Annotated in this window: 13 protein-coding genes and 1 CRISPR repeat array; of the genes, 8 read left to right on the forward strand and 5 right to left on the reverse strand. The window is 71.7% G+C overall.

Translation table 11 applies throughout. The features are described from left to right. From J0670_RS07385 to J0670_RS07395, 3 genes are all read left to right on the forward strand, one after another. Nucleotides 1-695, forward strand: a 695-nt coding sequence (locus J0670_RS07385; RefSeq protein ID WP_207810582.1) for a hypothetical protein, incomplete at its 5' end; no start/stop codon positions are given. Continuing rightward, nucleotides 692-2,344: a hypothetical protein gene (locus tag J0670_RS07390; protein ID WP_207810583.1), complete on the forward strand. Its 1,653-nt coding sequence runs from the start codon at nucleotides 692-694 to the stop codon at nucleotides 2,342-2,344. The genes J0670_RS07385 and J0670_RS07390, both read left to right, overlap by 4 nt. A gap of 93 nt (nucleotides 2,345-2,437) precedes the next feature. Then, entirely contained in the window at nucleotides 2,438-2,980 is a 543-nt protein-coding gene (locus J0670_RS07395) for an NUDIX domain-containing protein (RefSeq protein ID WP_207810584.1), read from the forward strand. A 1,138-nt stretch (nucleotides 2,981-4,118) separates the two neighbouring features. Here the strand turns inward: J0670_RS07395 and J0670_RS07400 are convergent. Then, entirely contained in the window at nucleotides 4,119-7,886 is a 3,768-nt protein-coding gene (locus J0670_RS07400) for a hypothetical protein (RefSeq protein ID WP_207810585.1), read from the reverse strand. Nucleotides 7,887-8,487: 601 nt separating this feature from the next. Between J0670_RS07400 and J0670_RS07405 the strand changes: the two genes are divergently transcribed. The 5 genes from J0670_RS07405 to J0670_RS07425 all read left to right on the forward strand — a co-directional run bounded on the left by J0670_RS07405 (nucleotide 8,488) and on the right by J0670_RS07425 (nucleotide 13,726). Further along, nucleotides 8,488-10,107: a type I-E CRISPR-associated protein Cse1/CasA gene (locus J0670_RS07405; RefSeq protein WP_307806424.1), complete on the forward strand. Its 1,620-nt coding sequence runs from the start codon at nucleotides 8,488-8,490 to the stop codon at nucleotides 10,105-10,107. Continuing rightward, nucleotides 10,100-10,666, forward strand: coding sequence for a type I-E CRISPR-associated protein Cse2/CasB (gene casB, locus J0670_RS07410; RefSeq protein WP_207810586.1), 567 nt, complete (start codon nucleotides 10,100-10,102; stop codon nucleotides 10,664-10,666). Before J0670_RS07405 ends, casB begins: the two co-directional genes overlap by 8 nt. A 68-nt stretch (nucleotides 10,667-10,734) precedes the next feature. Further along, complete coding sequence (locus J0670_RS07415) at nucleotides 10,735-12,081, forward strand: type I-E CRISPR-associated protein Cas7/Cse4/CasC (protein ID WP_207810587.1); 1,347 nt, start codon at nucleotides 10,735-10,737, stop codon at nucleotides 12,079-12,081. After that, entirely contained in the window at nucleotides 12,078-12,977 is a 900-nt protein-coding gene (gene cas5e, locus J0670_RS07420) for a type I-E CRISPR-associated protein Cas5/CasD (protein WP_207810588.1), read from the forward strand. Before J0670_RS07415 ends, cas5e begins: the two co-directional genes overlap by 4 nt. Beyond that, nucleotides 12,974-13,726 (forward strand): type I-E CRISPR-associated protein Cas6/Cse3/CasE, encoded by a 753-nt coding sequence (locus J0670_RS07425; protein ID WP_307806425.1) that lies wholly within the window; start codon nucleotides 12,974-12,976, stop codon nucleotides 13,724-13,726. Before cas5e ends, J0670_RS07425 begins: the two co-directional genes overlap by 4 nt. 352 nt (nucleotides 13,727-14,078) lie before the next feature. Here the strand turns inward: J0670_RS07425 and J0670_RS07430 are convergent, their stop codons facing one another. The 4 genes from J0670_RS07430 to J0670_RS07445 form a co-directional block, all read right to left on the reverse strand. After that, complete coding sequence (locus tag J0670_RS07430) at nucleotides 14,079-14,375, reverse strand: hypothetical protein (protein WP_207810590.1); 297 nt, start codon at nucleotides 14,373-14,375, stop codon at nucleotides 14,079-14,081. A 396-nt stretch (nucleotides 14,376-14,771) separates the two neighbouring features. Further along, a CRISPR array of direct repeats spans nucleotides 14,772-16,079; the repeat unit is 27 nt; unit sequence GAGCAACCCCCGCGAGCGCGGGGCCGA. Nucleotides 16,080-16,469: 390 nt separating this feature from the next. After that, nucleotides 16,470-18,455 (reverse strand): hypothetical protein, encoded by a 1,986-nt coding sequence (locus J0670_RS07435; protein ID WP_207810591.1) that lies wholly within the window; start codon nucleotides 18,453-18,455, stop codon nucleotides 16,470-16,472. Then, nucleotides 18,452-19,618, reverse strand: a complete 1,167-nt coding sequence (locus J0670_RS07440) for a VWA domain-containing protein (protein WP_307806426.1) — start codon at nucleotides 19,616-19,618, stop codon at nucleotides 18,452-18,454. The genes J0670_RS07435 and J0670_RS07440 overlap by 4 nt, the downstream gene beginning before the upstream one ends. Then, a partial coding sequence (locus tag J0670_RS07445; RefSeq protein WP_243436663.1) for a DUF5682 family protein occupies nucleotides 19,615-20,092 on the reverse strand: 478 nt, incomplete at its 5' end. The genes J0670_RS07445 and J0670_RS07440, both read right to left, overlap by 4 nt.

The following is a 20,092-nucleotide window of genomic DNA, read 5'->3' on the forward strand; positions in this document are numbered from 1 at the left end:
GCCCTGCCAAGAGCGCCGGGAACGTCTGGAACATGCCGTGGCCCCGTCCCGCCGCCGAAGCCGTGGTCGACGCCGCGGTGCGCATCGCCGAATGGGCGTGGTCCGAGCACCGGATGGCCGGGCTGTTCGGGCTGGACGCGCTGCTGACCGACGACGGCCGGGTGTTCCTCAACGAGATCAACTGCCGCAACCAGGGCACCACGGAGGTGTCCGGCGTCAACCAGCAGCTCCGCGGCCTGCCTCCGTTCACCGTGGCGCACCTGGCGGTGCTGCTCGGCGGTCGGGTGGACTGGCTGCCCGACCCCGATGTCTTCAACGCGGCAACGATCGACGCGGCCACCAGCGCCGCGCCGGGCCCGTATTACCTCAAGCTCCGTCACCGTGGCACCCACCCGGTGACCGTGGACGGCCTGCGAGGCCCCGGCATCTATCAGCCCGTAGGCGGGGGCCTCCGCTGGGTCGGCCCCGGCTCCCACCCCGCCCAGGCCGGACCGGGCCAGGTGCTCCTCGCCACCCTGCCCGAGCCCGACGTGGTGTGCCTGCCTGGCGCGGAAATTGGCACGGCCGAGGCCATCACCACCGCCGACGGCCCGTTCGAGACTCCGCACAGCCTCAGCGCGGCCGGGCGCCGCCTGCTCGCCGCCCTCGATCACCATCTGGTTCCCGCCAACGCCCCGGAAGGGAAAGCCTCGTGACCACGGAAGCGCTCAGCGCCTTGCGCGAACAGCTCGCTACTCTGCCGGACGACGCGTTCACGCACCTCCAGTACCTCGCGCCCGAGATCGGGTGCGTCAACCGCTGCGCGATGTGCTCCCAGTTCGCCGGCAGCGACCTGTGGCGGTTCACCCCGCGGGGCCTGACCGGCCTCGCGCACGCGCTCGCCGACGAGGCCTCCGCCCGAGGTCTGGGGATCGCCCAGGGCCGCATCCACCGCCCCGGTGTCCTGTTCCCCTACCTGGACAACGACATCGCCTCGTACCCGCACCTGGACCTCTACGCGGAACTCGCCCGCGACGTCCTCGGCGTCAAGATGCGCATGTCCAGCGTCGGCTTCTCCTCCCAGTCCGCCGAGCTGACGGCCATGCACCAGCGCCTGGTCGCCGACTACGGCGCGGTGTTCGACGGCATCCGTTTCTCGCTCACCCCGTACGCCACCGGGTTCATCGGCAAAGCCCCGGGCACTTCACGCGATCAGTACACCCACGACCTCGCGCACGCCCTCGCCACGTACCGGCCGGTGCTCGACCGGATCGGCCACGGTGCCGCCACCGCGGCGGTCGAGCTCAGGTTCGCCCCCCTGGTCGGCATCGCCGATCTGACCGACACCCACATCGACGGCCACCACGTCCTCGCCTGCGGCCCGCACCTGCTGATCGCCCGGCAGCCCGGCCGCGACCCGATCCCGGAAACCCGGATCGAGCGCCTCGACGACCGGCACCAGCCCGTCCTCGACCAGCCCGGTATCCGCTACCTTCACGTGGTCAGCGACCACCTCCAGCCGAGCACCTCCACCGTCCGGGACGCGTTGAACGGCGTCCTCGCCGTGCCGCACACGGCCACCACCGTCCGCCTGCACCGCCTGTCCAACGCGGACGGCGACTACTACAGCGCCGACCCGGACTTCCACCCCGACGGACGGTTCACCGCCCTCAACCTGTACCCGACCAGCCACACCCGCAAGGTGTCCGGGTACACCGACGCCACCCGGCACTTCCTCGGGGCACTGCTCGCCCACAAGGCCGCTCGCGGACTCGGCCGGCGCGATCCGTTCCCCGCCGCCACGGCCGCCGACATCGACGCCGTCCTGTCCGTCCTCCGAGCCCGTGCGCAGCACCTGGACGACATCGACAAGGCCGCCGCTGCCCACCTGCGCGGCCAGGTGCTCCCCATGGTCAGCGTCCACGCCCGCGCCCTGCTCACCGCTGGCTACCCGGCCGCCGCGTTCTTCTCCCGGGACTTCAGCATCGACACCGGACAGATCGTCAACCAGGGTCGTGCACAGCAGCTCTTTCGGGGCCTCGCCCCCACCAACGGCGAGCCGATGACCCTGCGAGAGGAGAGGGGCTTCGGCCAGGCCAGCCTCTCCAGCGTCCGCGGCCCGATCTGGCGCATCACGCCCCTGCCGCACACCAGCGTGCCGCTGCCCCGCGGAGCCGCTGGCCGCAAGAACCCGCCCACGGACCGACCTACCGTCCTCATCGAGGAGATGGACCCCTGTCACCTCTCGCCCGTCATGCGGGCGACCGGATGCAAGCTGCGCCGCTTCCGGCTCACCGGCGTCGAGATCGAACACGTTCCCCAGGCCGCAGCCCGGGCTGCCCTCGGCTTCCCCGGGGCACGCTAGAACCAACTCGCCGACTCCTCCCGGCCGTCCGGCCGGGGGGCCACGCTGGGACACGCCCCAGCTGACCGCCACCCACCGAGGAGAGCCACCCTGATGAGCACCACCGAAGCGACGACCGACCAACCGTTCAGCAAGATCAAGATCCGCGTGAGCGGCCTGGTCTTCTGCGGCGCCGAGGTCGCGCTGCTGCGCCGGGAGCGCCCCGGCTCCGTGCACTACACCACCGTGGGCGGCAACGTGCTGCCCGGCGAGGCGCTGCCCGACGCCCTGGCCCGCGAGCTGAAGGAGGAACTGAACCTGGAGCCGGAGCACGTGGCCGGCGCCGAGCTGATGTGGTTCATGGATGCCCGCCTGGAGCGGCCCGGCCCGACCCCGTCGCCGCGCAAGGTCCACCTTTTCTACCGGGTGCACATCACACCGGAGATTCGCGCCGAGCTGGCGACCGAGGAGTACGACGAACTCCCGGACGGCAGCCATGAGGTTGGCCACGTGGAGTGGATCGACTACCGCAAGATCACCGATCTTCCGCTCTTCCCGCCGATCGGCTCGGCCCTCGCCGCCCTCGCGGCCCCGGATGCCCCCGTGGTGTCCTTCGGGCTGCCCGAGATCACCAACGCCAACTACACCTGGATCTGATTTGGGCTCAGACCGCCGACCATCGTCGCGAGGTCAGCCGACCCGTCCAGATGACGGACCGTAATGGCAAGGCCGCCTTTGAGTACGTCCTCTTGGGGGCGGCTCTGTGGAGCAACCCCCGCGAGCGCGGGGCCGACAACGACTGGGAGGTGTCTGGAGCCACCGATCCGGAGAAATCCCCGCGAGCGCGGGGCCGATGCGATCAGGGTCGAGCATGCCTGTCCACTCGCCGGAGCAACCCCCGCGAGCGCGGGGCCGACAACGAGTTGGTGCGCACCCTCAAGGACCCGCGGGAGCACCCCTGCGAGCGCAGGGCCGACGCGGCCGGGACGTTGAAGCCGACCACGAAGCCGGAGTAACCCCCGCGAGCGCGGGGCCGATTCGGTGGCGCCGCCGAGGCTGACGATCCGGCACGAGCAATCCCCGTGAGTGCGGGGCCGATTTTAGGAACGCGCCGAGGGCGTCCACCATCACGGAGCAACCCCCGCGAGCGCGGGGCCGACACCACCGATGAACCCATTCTGACCCGTGAAGAGGAGCAACCCCCGCGAGCGCGGGGCCGACCGCAGCAGGAAAGCCGGCTGGTAGGTGAAGAAGGAGCACCCCCGCGAGCGCGGGGTCGACGACCCCAACAACGACACCGTATTCAACCGACGGGAGCACCCCCCGCGAGTGCGGGGCTGACCTGCCGCTCGGCCGACGCGAAACCGTCCCCAAGGAGCAACCCCCGCGAGCGCGGGACTGAGTTGGCGACAGTCTTCTGAGTCTGCGGGCCGTAGGAGCACCCCCCCGCGAGCGCGGGGCCGGTGCGTGGAGCGACCGTCACCAGTACGCCGGCTCGGAGCAACCCCCCCGCGAGCACGGGGCCGACTGCTTACGGCGGAACGCCACGTGCGCGGCCTGGGAGCAACCCCCGCGAGTGCGGGGCCGACGCGTCGCTGCGGTTGGCGAACAGCGGGACGTTGGAGCAACCCCCGCGAGCGCGGGTCCTACTCCTTGGCTGTGGCTCACAGGCCCTTCCCCGGATAGTTCTCCTCTTCTGCTGGGCTTCCTTGGTTCGTGCGGAGTCACGTCCACGGATGGCCAACGACAGGAGCGAGCGGCGGCCAGTCTCATCGGAGAGCCGTGACCGCCTTCGTCAGGTGCTTGGGCGTCCGCTGACGTATGCGGTGACTAGTTTACTCAGGGGGCTCAAAGACTCGGGAACCAGTTGGGGCAGCAAAGGGATCGCCTGCGTCCAACCCCCGTCGGCGAGCAGCTCCCGGAGGAAGCCAAGGGCTGCTGCCCTGTCCGCGTCTGTGCGGCTGGGACGGCCTCCCCGAGTATGAACGAGGGTGAGGCAGAATTGCACGGCGCTGTCCTCCGGCTCCTCGACGGGCAGGACTGCCGGAGTCCCCGTCAGGACGCGGGCGGCAGCAGCCAGTGCAATGGCCCGCGCCGCCCGCGTCGGTGCTGCGTCCGCGATGCGCCGGGCATCGGCGGCGTCGCCGTCCAGGGAGCTGAGCAGGGCGAGTTCAGCGTGGGGAGCCCGTTCGGGCCGTAGGGAGCGCAGCCACTCGTCCAGCTCACCGGCGGGGCGTCCAGGTACGGGCGCGCAGCCGAGCCGCCGCAGCACGGCCAGGAGCACCGTCGACTCCCTGTCCCAGGTCTGTCGAGGCCCGTTCGTGAACTCCGAGGCGAGCCGGATCGCTTCGCTGACCTCCGTCCCCGGTCGCGTCGGATCGGGGAGTGCGAGCAGCAGTTCAGCCAGCGCCGGGAGTTGGCTGACCGGGCGGCCGGAGCCGACGCGCCGTTGTACCAGTTGGACCGCTGGCCCGATCAGTTCAGCGGCCCGTTCCGGATCGTGCCGTGCCAGGCCGGCGGCGACGAGAACCAGCGTGCGTCGAGCCCGTCTGCCCCGTACGGAAGAGGAAGCCTTGGCATCTGCCGACTCCTCCATCCGGGCCACCTCCACCGCCGCTTCCGCGTCCCCTGCATGAGCCAGGGCCTGCGCGACGGCTCCTCGTACGGCGAAGTGCGGCGCGGGAGGGATGAGCCGGGCGGCCTCGTGGGCGTACGCAACCGCCTCCGGCGATCGACCGCCGAGAGAGCACCCCATCGACAGTGCGGCCAAGTACCGGGCGCGGTCGGCTGGTTCCGCCGAAAGGCTGATCAGCTGTTCGGTCTGTCCGAATTCACCGGCAGCACCGAGCGCCCGGAGCAACTCCTCGGCCGCGCGGGCGCTCAGAACGATCGGGGCGTCGGGGAGCGAGGAGCGGACAGCCGCTTCCAGCTGTTCGCGCCCGAGTTCGAGGTTGCCGTCGTGCACCAGCTGTTCCGCGTACTGGAGCAGGGTGACCGGACGAGGGAGGGGCTCGTGGTTTTCGAGCGCCGGGCTTCGGTCCGGAACGGTGGGCGGTGAGGGTTCTTTGTCCGGCTGACCATGTGGCCGTGCGCTTCGGGCCGGGGGAGCCTGAGTGAGGTTCCGTTTGCTTTTCCGTTCCTCCGCCAAGTCCTTCGCGCTCGCGTCCACCTTCTTCCGGTGGGCCCGCCGCTGCTCCTTCTTCGCCGCGAGGTGGGCGGCGTGCTCTGCTGCCACCTGTTCGTCGACTGCTGAGAGAAAGGCCTCAGCCCGCTCCAGTTGGTCGTCGCCGAGAACGCCGGTGCGAACTCCCTGGCCGAGGGCGGTCACCAGCAGCTTGGCGTCCAGGTGAGGTTTGAGGCCGGTGCCGGCCGCGGTCTCGGCGCGGACCATACGGGCCATCGTGCCGGAGAACTCGCGTCCCCGGTGGGCCCGGTCGGCGGGGGAGTCCAGCCTGACCAGGGCAGTGTGCAGTCGGTCCCGCGCGATCTTGAGCACTTCCCAGGCCTTCGACCGGCGGCCCATGCTCGCCAAGGCCTGGGCCGCGAGCGCGAGAACGTCCACCACGATCAGCCCGTCGGACAGGTCGATGGCCTTGCAGAGGCGTTCGATGCGGTCCAGGTTCGCGACGCTGCGGGAGCTGGAGGCGCGGGCGATGGTCGCCCAGATGTCCACGGCCATGGCCTGGGCCCGCGGGTCGACCTCGCTCAGCTCCTCCGCGTGCTCTTCCAGGGCTTCGACGAAGCGCTCGGGGCCATCAGCGGAGAGGAGGACCGCTCCTTCGGCGAGTGCATCCATGTCGGCCGCGTCGCTGAGCACCACGGCCCGAAACAGCGCCTTTGCCTCATCCCTTATGCCGAGCGTTTTCAACGCGCGTGCTGCCTCGGCCACTTCCGCACAGGCGTCCTCGAAGAAGCCGCCGGTGCGCGGAGTGTAGCGGCCCGCGCGGACCAAGCAGTCGGTCGCCTCCCGCGCGATCGCGGCGGCATCGGGGTGCCAGACGCGTGCCGCTTCGACGGCGACCTCGGCCAACCGGGCGGCTCGCAGCACGAGTTCTGGCTCCGAGCGGGCCACGGTGCAGGCGCGGGCGACGCTCCCCACCTGCACGAGGAGCGCAGGTGCCCGAGGCGGGACCGGTCCGACCCGGCGCTGCATGAGATCCAGCGCCGCAGCCAGCCGGACGGCGGTCTCGGCCTCCTGCCGTTCAGGATCCGGTACCTCGACTGCCTTGAACTCGGACTTGAGAAGGCGTAGTTGGTCGAGCATGGCCTGAGGACCCAGCGCCGCCTTGACCCGCAGCTGTCGCAGCGGGTCGAGCAGGAACCGTCCGCGCTCACCGGCCGTGTCCAGCATCTGCGGATACTCGGTCAGCAGATACGTCGGAGAGCCCTCGGGCCAGCCGGCCTCGCGCCAGCGCGCCGCCCAGGCGTGCAGCCGACGGGTGTGGCGCTCGACGGTGGCCTGGTCCCACTCCCGCCGGATGGCGTGCGGCATGCCGGGGTGGCTCAGCAGGTGAGCCCCGGCCGATTCCTCGCCCGAGACGATGCAGCGCTGCTCCCTGCTGTGCAGCAGGCCGGTCACGTCCTCGACCGAGGCCCCGGTCAGCTCCGCGAGGTCGACCGCGCGCAGGCCGCCCCCGCTGTCCGTGAGGGCGAGCAGATCGGTGACGGCCCGGCCCAAGTCGCTTGTGCGCAGCCGCTTCAGGTCCGCGAAGCATGCCTGTTCGACGTCTTCGCTCCGGTCGCCCACGGTGAGTGGGCGAAGGCATTCGCGCAGGCGCAGTGGGTGCCCTTCGGGGACGTCGGCGGGCAGCGGACCGCTCCGCCGGCTGGAGACGATGACGCGGACGTTCGCCGGGGGAGCGGCCGGGAGAAGCGCGGCGATGCTCGTCACCCCGGTCTCACCGGGCGCCCCAGCCGTCGGCCAGGCGAGGTCCTCGTCCAAGCCGTCGACCACAAGGAGGAGTTGCCGCTTCTGCCTTCGGCTTTGACCGGCGGCCTTGGTGAGCAGGCGCATGAACTCCGCCTCGGCGGACGTCTTCCTCCGGGGCTCGGGCACCTGGAGCTGTCGGCGCAGTTCGGCGATGAATCCGGTACGGGTGTTCATCCCGTTCTTCTCGGACAGGACACAGATCAAGACGTCGGTGTCCTCCGGCGGCTGCTTCGCGTAGTCGGTGAGCAGAGCCGTCTTTCCGGCGGGAAGCTGCGCGTGCCACCACAGGTGCGAGGCCGCCTGCGGAGTCCGATCACGAACGAAGGCGTTCATCGCGGCGCGCTCGCGCTCCCTGTCGTGCTCCTCCGAGTCGCCTCTCCGTGCGCGCCGGTCTCTGATCGTCTCCCCTTGGGCAGCGCGGAGAGCAGCCGCCCATTCCTCGTGCGGATGGAGGCGTTGGTCGTCAGGGGCCTGCAAGTGCTCGATCAGGCTCCAGAAAGCGGCTGTTGCGTGAGGAGCGGCCTCGCCGTGGCACCAGCGCCGGAGGGTCGATTCCTGCAACGCGCCGTTCGGGACGAGTTGCGCGGCGGCCCGCCGGCCGATGCCGCGGGCGTCGATCAATTCCTGCAGCATCGCCCCGAGGCTCTTGCGTGCCGCCCCGGGCGCCGTACTTCTGACCATTCCTGCTCCTGTGCTGGGTGAATAAAGGGCCCCTGGCCTGCGGAAATCCCACCCGTAACAGCGGCGCACCCGAGCGCCGTCGGAAACTGGGCCCATCGACCGCGGGCCGCAGACGGCCCCCGACAGAAGGATCTCCCCATGGCCGTGCTTTCCATGCTGACCCAGGACGCAACTATGGCCGCCGTGCTGGCTGCGGGAGCTGGCCTGTTGTACGGGGTCGTCCTCGCGATCGTGGCCCTTGCTTCGGTCTTGGCCCGGACCCCGGCCCGCCGCCGTGATGCCCGGTCCACTCTGGTCATTCTCGCCAGGCGTCGCCAGTCCAGGTGAGCGGGCGCCCGCAGCGCGCGGAGGGTGCCCGTAGCGTACGGTATTTTGACGAGGTGCCGACCGCGGTCTTCCTCTGCATCCGTGGAGCCAGCCGGTGCCCCGCCATCCCGGATCGGGATGGCGGGGCAATCCGGTCGATCGAGCTACACGATCCGATCGCGGGTGCTAGCGTCGGGCTCTGCGTGGGAGCGTCAACTCCCGTGCCAGATAGTCGCGATCATATGAAGTGATAGGCAGGGCCTTGCCGCTAAAGCACCCTTCGGCCCCCGTCGAGCAGCGCCTCAGCTGGGATCCACGGCGAGAGCCATGCATTCCCTCCGTGACGCCCGAAGGGGCCAGGGTTCCGCTCTCATTGTGCGAACTCCTCGATCAGGCAGATGATTTGACGACAATCGACTGTCCGACCCCGGGCGAGACGGTCGCCGTCATCGAGTTCGTCATGGCCATCTGCTTCGCTTCCGGTACCTGTCCGAGCACGCCCGAGGAATGGCGGGAGTGGATCCGTGACGAACACGGCCTCCACCCCGCGGCGGAGTGGCTGGCCGGTGAGCCGGACGAGCACTGGGACCTGTTCCACCCCGTGACGCCCCTCGGCCAGAACTCCCTCTTGGCCTCCTCCTTCGACGAAAGCGGCACAGGCACCGCGCAGTTGGTCATCGAGCGGGCCGGTGACTACAACCAGTTCTTCGACCACCACCATCTCGAGGACGGCAAGCCGTTGCCGGCGGCCGACGCGTTCCGGGCCATGCTCGCCCAGCACGCGTACGGCACGTACGGCAGGGCGAGGATCACCGGCAGGATCCTCGGACCCACCGTCACCAACCTGTCCACCGGGCGGTTGCAGGGAAGAATTCGGGTCGTTCCCCTCGGCCGTACCTTCGGCGAGACCTTGCGGCTCAACCTCTATCCGCCCGAGGGAGATCCGGGCCGGCTCAACACCTCCTGGACCAGCGGCTCCGTCAATCGCCGGAACTTCGCCGTGCGGGCCCGCCCCCGGGTGCCGGAGAGCCCTGCCGACCTGCACAGCGCACTCGGCCGCTCCGTCCTGCTGCGACCGAAGCGGGATCCGGACGGTGCGATCGTCGTCGACCGCGTGCTGATCGGAGCCGGCGAGGTCCTCGAACTCGATCCGGAAAAGCACCTGCAGGACGCTGTGTTCAGCCGGACCACCGGTGGAGAGGTCAAGCCCCTGTGGCCGTCGCCCACGCGCGCCCTCTGGCAGGAGGCGCACGCCCTGTACAGCGCGGTGAAGGACGCGCAGCCCGGACTGTACGCACGGCTGCGCTCCCTGCCGCGCAAGCGGGAACGCCAGGGTGCGCCCTACCACTTGTGGGCCGTCGGTCTGATCTCCAACAAGACGCTGCCGGTCTCCTGGACGGACGGCTACTTCCCTTACGCCCCAGCGATGGAGGCGCACCTGTACCGTGCGTCCCGACGGGGCTCGCGCATCGCCGAGTACCTGGCGTGGAGTCTCAAACGGGCGGCGATCCTCGCCTCGGAGAAGGTCCACTCGGCGGCGCGGCCGGCCGACGAGGCCCGCCAGATGTCTCGGTTCGACGCACGGTGGATGTTCTGGCCCGAGGCTGCCAAGCCCTTCGACCAGTTGCTGGAGGCAGTGATCGATGAGGGGTACGACAACCCGGGAGATCCGGTTCAATCTCCGCTCCTGGAGTACACGCAGACCCTCACCGACCTGGCCCGCACCCACCTCGTCTACCGCCTCGACACCCTCCCGCCCAACGAGCGGGGCTTCCAGGCCAGGGCCACCGCCCTTAAGCGTTTCGAGGACGACATCAGCCACCCCAAGGCCCCGGCCGAACTCCGGGGGGAGACCGCCCATGACTGAGGACAGCCCCCGCGACGGGTACCCCGTCGAGGACGCCTTCCCGCACGACAGCACCGCACTTGTCGCCTGGCTCACCACCCTGGTGCGCAACCGCGAGTACGGCACCCTCGCCAACCTGCGCCGGGCCAGGGGCCGGACGAACGCGCACATCCGGGCCGGCTGGTACGGCGGCGAGGACCACCGCGACCTGTTCGAGCGGATGGCCTTCCTCTTCGCGCTCTACCACCAGGGCCGTTCGACGCCCGCCTACGGCTACGGAAGTCTCGGTACGGCGGCGGCGCGCATCGGTGACAGCGTGGGCCGGGGCCCGGGCGACCCGGGCGCGCAGCGGCTCGTGGACCGGGTGGTCGTCAGCCGGAGGGTGCCGTGGCGGCACCTGCAGCACACCATCGTCCGGCTCCGGTCCTGTGACCAACTCCCGCCGTCCTGGACGCAGCTCACCGAGGACCTGATCCTCTGGAACGACCGCAAGGCCCGTATCGCCTACCAGTGGTCGGTCGACTTCCACGCCCCGGTCCACCGGAGCCGGACGCCCAATGGCACGCGGCAGAGCCGGTAGGCCGAGCAGAAGCAGTAGGCCAAGCACGACAAGTACACGATCCCGACCGACCATAAGGACACGACCGCGTGACCGCAGACGCTCGAAGCCCGTTCCTCTCGCTCCACCTCCTGGAGACGCTCGTCGCCGTGCTTCCGGTCAGGGACGAGAACGGTCAGCCCAAGTCCCTCGTATACGGCGGGTTCGAACGGCACATGATCACCAGCCAGGCCCGGCGGCGCGCGGAGCGGGTCTACGCCCGCAACCGCGCCAACGCCGGCGTCGGCGCCCTCAAGGGCCGGAGCATGGGTACCAGGACAAGGGAATGGGCACTCCTCACGGCGGCCGAACTGTCCTCCGAGCACGGCTGGGAGAAGGAGGAGGCCGTGATCACGGCCCGCGCCGTGATCGAGGCGAGCGGCCTGAAGTTCGGCGACCCGGCCAAGAAGACGGTGGCCAATCTGACCAAGGTGCTGATCTTCGCGCCCGCCGACGCAGGCACCAGGATCGCCCAGCACATCGCCGAGAACGCCGACGAGCTCAGGCCGTGGCGCGACAGCTACCTCGCCGGCCAGCAGAAGGCCGCGAAGAAGCCCCGCCGCGGTGCGGCGAAGAACGCCGAGGAGCAGGAGAACGGCGACGCGCCGGCAGCCACGGAGTCCGGCACCACAGGCCTCCCCCCTCTCCCCAAGACCACGCGCAACGCCGTCCTGCTCGCCATCGCACCCCGCGACGCCGTGGACATCGCCCTCTACGGGCGCTTCCTCGCCGAAATCGCCGACTCGCCCAATGTCGACGGGGCGGTGCAGACCAGCCATGCCTTCACCGTGCACGCCGCAGAGCAGATCGAGGACTTCTACGCAGCGGCCGACGACGCGAAGCTCGACCGCAAGCGCAACGCCCTCAGCTTCCTCGACACGGCGGACGACGCGGGCGCGGGCATGACCGGGTACCAGTCACTGATCTCCGGGACCTTCTACCGGCACGCCGTCCTGGACCGCCGACAGCTTCGCGCCAACCTCCGGCAGGCCGGAATGGAGGCGGAGGAAGCGGAGGAAGCGGCGACCGCCGCCGAGGCGGAGTTCGTCAACGCTTTCGTCGAGGCCGTGCCGGAGGCGAAGAAGAACTCCACCGCCTCCACCGGCTCGCTGCCGGCACTCGTGCTCGCCTTCGAGGGCGAGCGCCCGTACAACTACGCCGCCGCCTTCCAGAACCCCGTGGATGAGAACCCCGAGGGCAGCGGCGGCGAGGGCCCGGCCGGCCAGGCGGCGGTCCGCCGTCTGATGCGGCACCACCTCTTCGTCAGCAAGCGCCGCGGTGACCTGCGGTCCGCGCGCGTCCTCACCTACGCCCCGGAGATCGCGGACCTCCTGGAGACGGTCGACCTCACCGGGGCCGTGGACGTCGTGGACTCCATCGAGGACCTCACGCCGTGACCGACGCCCTTGCCACAGCTGCCACGACTGATACACCGCAGCACGTTCTGCTCATCAGGCTGGCCGGGCCGCTGCAGTCCTGGGGCATCAAAGGCCGGTTCGCCCAGCGCGACACCCACACCCGGCCCACCAAGTCCGGAGTGATAGGCCTCTGCGCGGCAGCCCTCGGCCTTGACCGGGAGGATCCGCTCGACGAACTCGGGTCCGTCCTCTTCGGCGTCCGGGCCGACCGCCCCGGAACGCCCATGCGGGATTACCACACCGTCGGGGGCGGACAGTATCCCGTGCGCCCCCGCGACCTCGTGACGGACCACCGCAGGGCCGCGGCTCTGGAAGCGGTCGGCGAGCAGGGAGAGGGCACGACCGCATCCTTCGGCAGCCACGCGCTGGCTTCCTGGTACGGCGCCCCGAAGTACATCGCGGTGGACCCCGGCTCAGGGGTGCTGGTCGCGGGCGAGGTGCGCCGCCACGCCATGATCACCGAGCGCTGGTACCTGTCCGACGCAGCCTTCCTCGTCGGCCTCCAGCATGCCGACCGTGCACTCCTCGAACGGATCGCCCACGCGCTGGAACACCCGAAGCGCCTGCTCTGGCTGGGCCGCAAGTCCTGTCCGCCCTCGGGTGACCTCTTCGTCGGCATCGCCCCGGGCACCCTGTCGGAGGTCTTCGAAACCCGGGCGCTGCTCCCGGCAGCCGATGACGGGCAGCCGCCGCCGAACGCGGGCCAGACCCGGTGGGCCTGGATTGAGAGCCCGCACCCGCTGCCGGGCGTCGGGCCGGTCCGCGACCAGCCCGAGAGGTTCCTCGCGAGCGGCCCCGTCCACCGACAGCGCTGGGAGTCCCGGCACCGCATCACCATCGCCCCGCACGCCACCGAATGGGACATCATCCCGTGAACACCCCGCGCACCACCGAGCCCGTCCCCGCCCGTACGGCGGCCAGATTCGTCGCCACGCACACCCTGATCACCTTGGACGCCAGGCACCCCTTCACCGCCAAGTCGCTGATCGACGCCCAGGACATGCACCGGATCGTCATGAGCGGCTTCCGCGGCTGGGTCGACGACGGAAGCCGAGACGCCCGCGCCCAGATGAAGGTGCTCTCCAGCTGGACCGTCGACCTGAGCACCGCCCGGCTCTCCCTGGTCGTGCAGTCCGCCGTCCCCGGCGACTGGAGCGGCCTGCCCCGAGCGGCGCTCGTCGAACCGCCGCACAGCCTGGTGGTGGACCGCACCTTCCGCACCGGGGACCGGCTCGACTTCCGCACGGTCGTCAACCCGGTCAGCAGCCGACCAGCCGGGCCGTCAGTCCCCGGAGGCGGCAGAGGTGGAAGGGGCGTACGGGTGCCGCACACCCGCCCGGAGCACGTGAAGGCATGGTTCGCCCGCCGCCTCCAGCCGGCCGGCGAACCGGCGGTGGCCCCGGACGGCGTGGTCCGGCTCGGCGTCGACTCGGACATCGAACGACTGGCCCTCCGCATCCTGCCGAAGGTCTCCAGCCACGGCCCTCACCGCGGCCTGCTCATCAGCCGGGCCGAGATCCGCGGCACCCTGACCGTCACGGACCCCCAAGCACTCACAGCGGCCCTCACCCATGGCTTCGGCCATGCCCGGGCCTACAGTTGCGGGCTGATCCTGGTCCGATGACCGCCTAATGGGGCCCGTCGGGCCGGTGGGACTTGGTGGCAGGCGAGCCTGGCTGGCCCTGGAGGTAGCTGACCTCCAGGGCCAGGCGGGGCCCCTGCTGGCCGGCCAGCCCGTCGATTTCGACGGACTGATCCCCTCGGCCCGCTCCCGCAGGTAAACCCGCAGATCCAAAGCATCGGCCCCGCGCCCGCGGGGGTTGCTCCGTGACCGCGCCGATCGGCCGGGACACGATGGGATCGGCCCCGCGCTCGCGGGGGTCGGACGAAGCCTGCTACCCGAGTGGGCCCACGGCCTGGGTGCAAGCCATAGCGGTTGAGCAGACGATGGGCCCGACTGACTGCCCTCGTGGGTCTCAGCCCTGCTGCGTGATGACCTTCCCGGTGACGGCGTCCACGAACGCTACTGCACCGGTCGGCTTGACCTCACCCGCCTTGATGAGGTTGACCGCCCAGCAGGGCCGCCACTGCCCGTCGAACTCCTTGGCAAGCAGAAAGGCAGTGTCGGCTCGGCTTCCGGGCCGGGACGCCGCGGCCTCCCGCTGCGCTGCGTCCACCAGGACGGTCGGGCGGGGCAGTTGGGGGGCGGATACGCGGCTGGAAGTCGATGCCATGATGCGGCCGGAGGTGGAGATCGTAATGTCGAGCCGCATGGGCAACAGGACCCCGTCGCTGCTGTAGCGCCGGTAACTGAGCAACTGTGTTTCGCTGTTGGGGCCGACCGGGGCGAGGGCTGGCTTCGCCTCGGTGATCTGGTCCGCGAACCAGGTGGTTGCGAATGCCGTTCCGGCGCTGAGGATCTGCTCCGGGGAGAGTGCGTCCTGGTCTGCGGTGCTGTCTGCGAAAGTGGACGATTCGAGCTTGCCGGAGGGCCATTAGCCGGGATACGCGACCGTCTCCGAAGCGGTCAGCACACGCGTCTCTGGGCCGAACAGACGTGCCGCAACCTGGCGCGACGCATCCATGGCATCGGCCTGAAGCCAGGTTAAGCCCGGAGCATCGAGCGCGGCGCCGACTCGTGGACACCGGGCAGGCCGACCGTGTTGATGGAGCAACCCCCGCGAGCGCGGGGCCGGTCCCTATGCCTCGGCCGCTGTGCCCCCGTCACCGGAGCAACCCCCGCGAGCGCGGGGCCGATACAAGGACGAGCACGACGTCTGGCTGATGATCAGAGTAACCCCGCGAGCGCGGGGCCGATTCGAGCCAGGCCGGGATCGACAGCGAGTAGCCGGAGCAACCCCCGCGAGCGCGGGGCCGATGACATCAAGGACGAGAACGTCCCCTACTGGTCGGAGCAACCCCCGCGAGCGCGGGGCCGATAGCGGGCATGCCCTCTACCCGGGGCCGGTCCAAGAGCAACCCCCGCGAGCGCGGGGCCGATTGGTGCTTGTACGTGATGACCGCCTGCGAGGCGGAGCAACCCCCGCGAGCGCGGGGCCGATCCCACCTCGGCCACCTCGAAGCCGCCGGGCTGAGAGCAACCCCCGCGAGCGCGGGGCCGACCTCTCCGGCGCGGACGCGAACGCCTCGGGCACGGAGCAACCCCCGCGAGCGCGGGGCCGACACGACCATCCAGGCGTGCGGGGTGACGAGCCGGGAGCAACCCCCGCGAGCGCGGGGCCGACTTTCGATCCGCTGACCGAGTGCGGCAGCAGTCGGAGCAACCCCCGCGAGCGCGGGGCCGACCTGGCCGCCCTCTTCCCCGAGCTGACCGCCCGGGAGCAACCCCCGCGAGCGCGGGGCCGACCAGCGCGCGCACCGTCAGCGGCCTCTGACAGAGGAGCAACCCCCGCGAGCGCGGGGCCGACCTGGAGGTGAGCTGCTGGTTGTAGGCGCCGGCGGAGCAACCCCCGCGAGCGCGGGGCCGACCTCGCCGTCCGGGAGCCCTACACCCTGACGGTGGAGCAACCCCCGCGAGCGCGGGGCCGACGCCCACTGACCCACTCTGGCTCCCCAGCCTGAGGAGCAACCCCCGCGAGCGCGGGGCCGACCCCTGGGCGGTCCAGGACCGGCAGGCGGCGATGGAGCAACCCCCGCGAGCGCGGGGCCGACAGCGAGACCCGCTGTCCTATACAGCGCGGCGGTGAGCAACCCCCGCGAGCGCGGGGCCGACAGCCTCAAGCCGCTTCGGGGCATCCCTGGCGTAGAGCAACCCCCGCGAGCGCGGGGCCGACAACCGGTCGCCTCGGCACCGGCTCGGCCGGTACGAGCAACCCCCGCGAGCGCGGGGCCGACATTTCCACCCTGAATGACTCGGGCCCACCGCCGGAGCAACCCCCGCGAGCGCGGGGCCGACGCCGGGACGGGGTTCTCGTAGGCGGAGACGAGGGAGCAACCCCCGCGAGCGCGGGGCCGACACTTGCTGACCTGCGGAGATTGGCGTCAGAGGGCGCCGGTTGATTCAGTTCGATTGGATGGTGGCCCGGAGAGGAGCTGATGTGCCGCCTTCATCTCTCCTTGCTCCGAGGTGAGTTGTCAGTGCAGTGTCCCACGCTCTCGAAGCGTACCCGCGCGCGGAGGTTGAGGGCCGGTGGCGGCGGTATCTGCCCGAGGTCATGGGTTGGTTGGGCCCTGCTGTCGCACATGCTGGATACCGCTGCGGTGGCGGAGGTTGTCTGGCGATTTGGTCGGCCCTACACGTGCAGGGGGGTGCTCCTCAGGAAATGCGATGAGATCTCTTCGCTGGGGGGCCTGGCTACTGCTGAGAGGCGGCTCAGTTGGAGTCCCGGGCCGCACGGGGCCGTTGGTCAGGTGCGGCCGGCCGTCTCCTGGTGCGCCTCGATGGTGACGGCGACTCGGATGGCGGTGTCCGACCACGCACGGGCGGCGGCGTCCGGGTCGCCTGCGCGGATGGCGTCAGCGAGGGCGCGCAGGAGCTGGGCGGTGGTGGTCAGGCCGTTTCGGTTCAGCTGGGCGGCGGTGCGGTCCAGGCGGGAGAGGGCGGGGCCGTCTGCGTGGCGGAGGCCTCGGTGGGAGGTGGTGGCGAGGGTGGCGAGTGCCTCGGTGAGGGCGGTGGAGACGGGGTCGGCCGGCGGCGGTGCGTCGGCGGGGCTGAGGGTGGCGGAGCCGGCGCCTGGGGCGAGGTCGGGGACCATGACGGTGCCGTCGGCGAGGAGTGCGACGGGTTCCAGGACGGTGCGGCCGGCGGCGCGGTGGACGGTGGCGCTGACGTGTGTGACGGTGCCCGTGTCGAGTGCTGCGGCGAGTGCGTCGAGGGCGCCGGGGCAGGCAGGGTCGTGCGTGGCGGCGAGGGTGGCCGGGTTGCCAGTGGCGTCGCGGACTGCGGCCTCCAGGCGCTGTTCGGCGGCGTCGTACCGGACTTCCTCGACGGCGGAGAGCCGCACCACGTGCAGGGACTCGGCGGCGATCCGGGGGCGGATCAGCCGGGGTGGCCGGCCTTCGAGGGCGTGCAGGTGGGCGTCGAGGTCGGTGAGCAGCAGTGGGGCGGGCAGGTCGGTCCAGGAGGTGCCGACCGGGGTGACGGTGGTGTCGGCGATCCGGCCTCGCCCGAGGCCGAGTTGGCGGGAGGCGCTGCGGATGGCGCTCTCGCTGACCACGTTGCCGGTGGCGAGCTCATCGAGGCGGTGGCCGGCGATGCGGCGGGCGGCCAGCGCGTGGCCGGTGGGCGGGCGGCCGTCGGTGGGGATGTCCCAGCTGCGGCGCAGCACCAGGACGGTGCCGGCGGCGGGGTGGGCGAGGAAGATCTCGGCGGACCTGGTCGTCGCGGTGCCGCGTATCCGGCAGCCCAGCGCGGTGAGGCGGACCCGGCGCAGCGGGGTCTCGACGGCCTCGCGGACGCCGAGCACCTCCGCCTGCGACGCGTCCGGGTGGGCGGCAGCGCGGTGACGGGCGTGCAACTCGGCCAGGAGCAGGGCGAGTTCCTCGGGCCGGTGGTCGGTGGACCGGGCGGCGTACGCGTCGAGCTGGCCGATCAGGTCGGCGACCAGGTCGGCCGGCCAGTGCAGGGAGCGGTCGGCGAGCTCGCCGCGCACCCGGTGGAGGTCGGCGGTGAGGACCGGCCCGGCGTGCACGGCGCCGTCGAGCAGAAGCTCGCGGGCGAGGTCGAGGGTGGCGTCCAGGACCGGCGGGATGCCGGGATCGGGCGCGGAACGGTCGCCGACGGAACGGCCGCCGAGCGTGACCGTCGGGCGGCCGTCGGCGGCCCGGAAGGCCCAGACCGCGAGGGCGATCATCTCGCCGCGGCGGTCCTGCGCGGCGTCGGTGACCGCGAAGCCCAGCTCGCCGGGGACGGGGAACCGGACCGTGCAGGTGGCGAGTTCGGCGACCGGCTGCGGATCGTCGGGGCGCGCGTGGTGCAGCCGAGCGGTGTAGCCGCGCTCCAGCGTCCGGCGGGCGGCGGCCACGGCACGGGCACCGACGGCGGTGGTCAGCGCTTCGTCGTCCAGCGCACCGGGGGACCAGCAGGGGTCAGGGGCCGATGGGTCGGAGGCGGCGGCACGCTGGTGGGCGAGGACCAGCGCGATCCGGTGCCGGCACACGCCCGGGGCGGCGCAGGTGCAGCTGCCGCCGTCCAGCCCGGTGCCGGGCGGCAGCGCGACGACGCTGCCGTCGGGGCAGGTGCCGCGCAGCGTGCCGTCCGGATCGAGCGCGGGCACCGGCCCGTCCCCGGCGGCGACCTCCCGGGCGGCGCGCTTGACCAGGCCGCGATTGGCCAGCGCGGCCAGCGTGTCCGTGTCCAGGGCCAGCAGGTCGGCGCGAGTCGCGGCGGTCACCGGCCGAGCCTCTCGGCGACGAACTCGGCCAGCATTCCCGGAGTCATGGCCCCCACGTGCGCGCCGACGTCGGCGAGCTGCCCGGCGAGCTCCCGGTCGTACGCGGGGGCGGCCTCCTCGTCCAGTGCGGCGAGGCCGAGCACGGTGGTGCCCTGCTCGGTGAGCGAGCGGACGGTTCGCAGTAGCCGGTACCGGTCGCCGCCCTCGTAGAAGTCGCTGACCACGGCGAGGATCGTGCGCCGCGGATTCTCCACGAGCCCGGCCGCGTAGTCGACCGCGCGGGCGATGTCGGTGCCGCCGCCGAGCTGGACGCGCATCAGCAGCTCCACCGGGTCGGTGACGTCGGACGTGAGGTCCACCACCTGGGTGTCGAAGGCGACCAGATGGGTCTTCAGGCCCGGCAGGCTCCACAGGCAGGCGGCGGTCACCGCGGAGTGGATCACCGAACCGACCATCGAGCCGGACTGGTCGACGAGCAGGATCAACTGCCACTGCTCCAGATGCCGGCGGGTGCGGGAGTGGAAGTGCGGACGTTCGATCAGGATCCGTCGCTCGGCGGGACGGTAGCGGCCGAGATTGGCCCGGACGGTGCGGCGGAAGTCGAAGTCGCGGGCCAGCGGGCGCCGGCTCGGGCGGGCCGACCGGGTACCCGTGAACGCCTGGCGCAGCTCCGGGGTGAGGCGTTCCATCAGCTGTCGGACCACCGCGGTCACGATGCGGCGGGCCTGGCCGAGCAGTTGCTCGTTCATCAGGTGCTTGGTGCGGAGCACCGCGCGCAGCAGGGCGGCGCTCGGCTCGACCCGCTCCAGCACGGTGGGATCGGTGACGATCTCGTCGATCCCGTAGTGCTCGACGGCGTCGCGCTCCAGACGCTCGATCGTCTCGCGGGGGAAGAGGCGGTGGATGTCGTCCAGCCAGTCGACCGCGGTGATCCGCGACGGCCCCAGGCCGGCGCTGCGGACGCCGCGTCGGTCGAGGTCCTCGTCGCGTCCGTACAGCCACTCCAGGGCGGCGTCGGGGGCGGCGCCGTCGGCACTCGGGCGGCCGGTCCACGGCTCGGCGGGGGAGCCGAGGACAAGGCGCCAGCGCTCCAGTGCGGGGTCGGGGGTCGCTGAGGGCGTCGGTCCGGGGGTCGGCTCGGGCGAGGTTATGGACGAGGTCACCGGGCGCTCCGCAGGCCGTGGCGGTCGAGCAGGGCGGTCACGTTCTCCTCCAGGGCGTGGGCGGCGGCCAGGTGCAAGGGGTCGGCGGTGGTGCGGAGCAGGGCGCGGCCGGAGCCGCGCAGACCGCGACGCTCGATCAGACGGCGGGCGATCCGCTCGCGTTCGCGCGGCGGGAACCAGGCGAACGCCTGGCGCAGGGCCGGGAGGGCGATGAGGAACTCGGCGTCGGTGAGGTCGGCGAGGGCGGAGTCCACGGCGGCCAGCAGGGAGCCGTCGCCCGCGTCGGCGGCGACCTCCTCCCGGGCGAGTGCGAACAGGCCGGCCAGCCAGTCGCCGAGCGTGCCGGGGTCGCCCGCGGCGTGCAGGGCAGCGGCGGCCAGGCAGAAGGCGTCGGGCGTGAGGGTGAGGTGGAGGCCGTGGGCGGCGCCGCGGAGGTCGGCCGGGGCGTGGGGGTCGCGGGCGATGCGCAGGGCG

The organism is Streptomyces sp. FH025, from assembly GCF_017427025.1.
Classification (GTDB): Bacteria; Actinomycetota; Actinomycetes; order Streptomycetales; family Streptomycetaceae; genus Kitasatospora.

Coding starts and splice junctions, on each gene's coding strand:
- J0670_RS07395 (WP_207810584.1), top strand. CDS start 2,438: ATGAGCACCACCGAAGCGACGACCGACCAACCGTTCAGCAAGATCAAG.
- J0670_RS07400 (WP_207810585.1), bottom strand. CDS start 7,886: ATGCTGCAGGAATTGATCGACGCCCGCGGCATCGGCCGGCGGGCCGCC.
- casB (WP_207810586.1), top strand. CDS start 10,100: ATGACTGAGGACAGCCCCCGCGACGGGTACCCCGTCGAGGACGCCTTC.
- J0670_RS07430 (WP_207810590.1), bottom strand. CDS start 14,375: ATGCGGCTCGACATTACGATCTCCACCTCCGGCCGCATCATGGCATCG.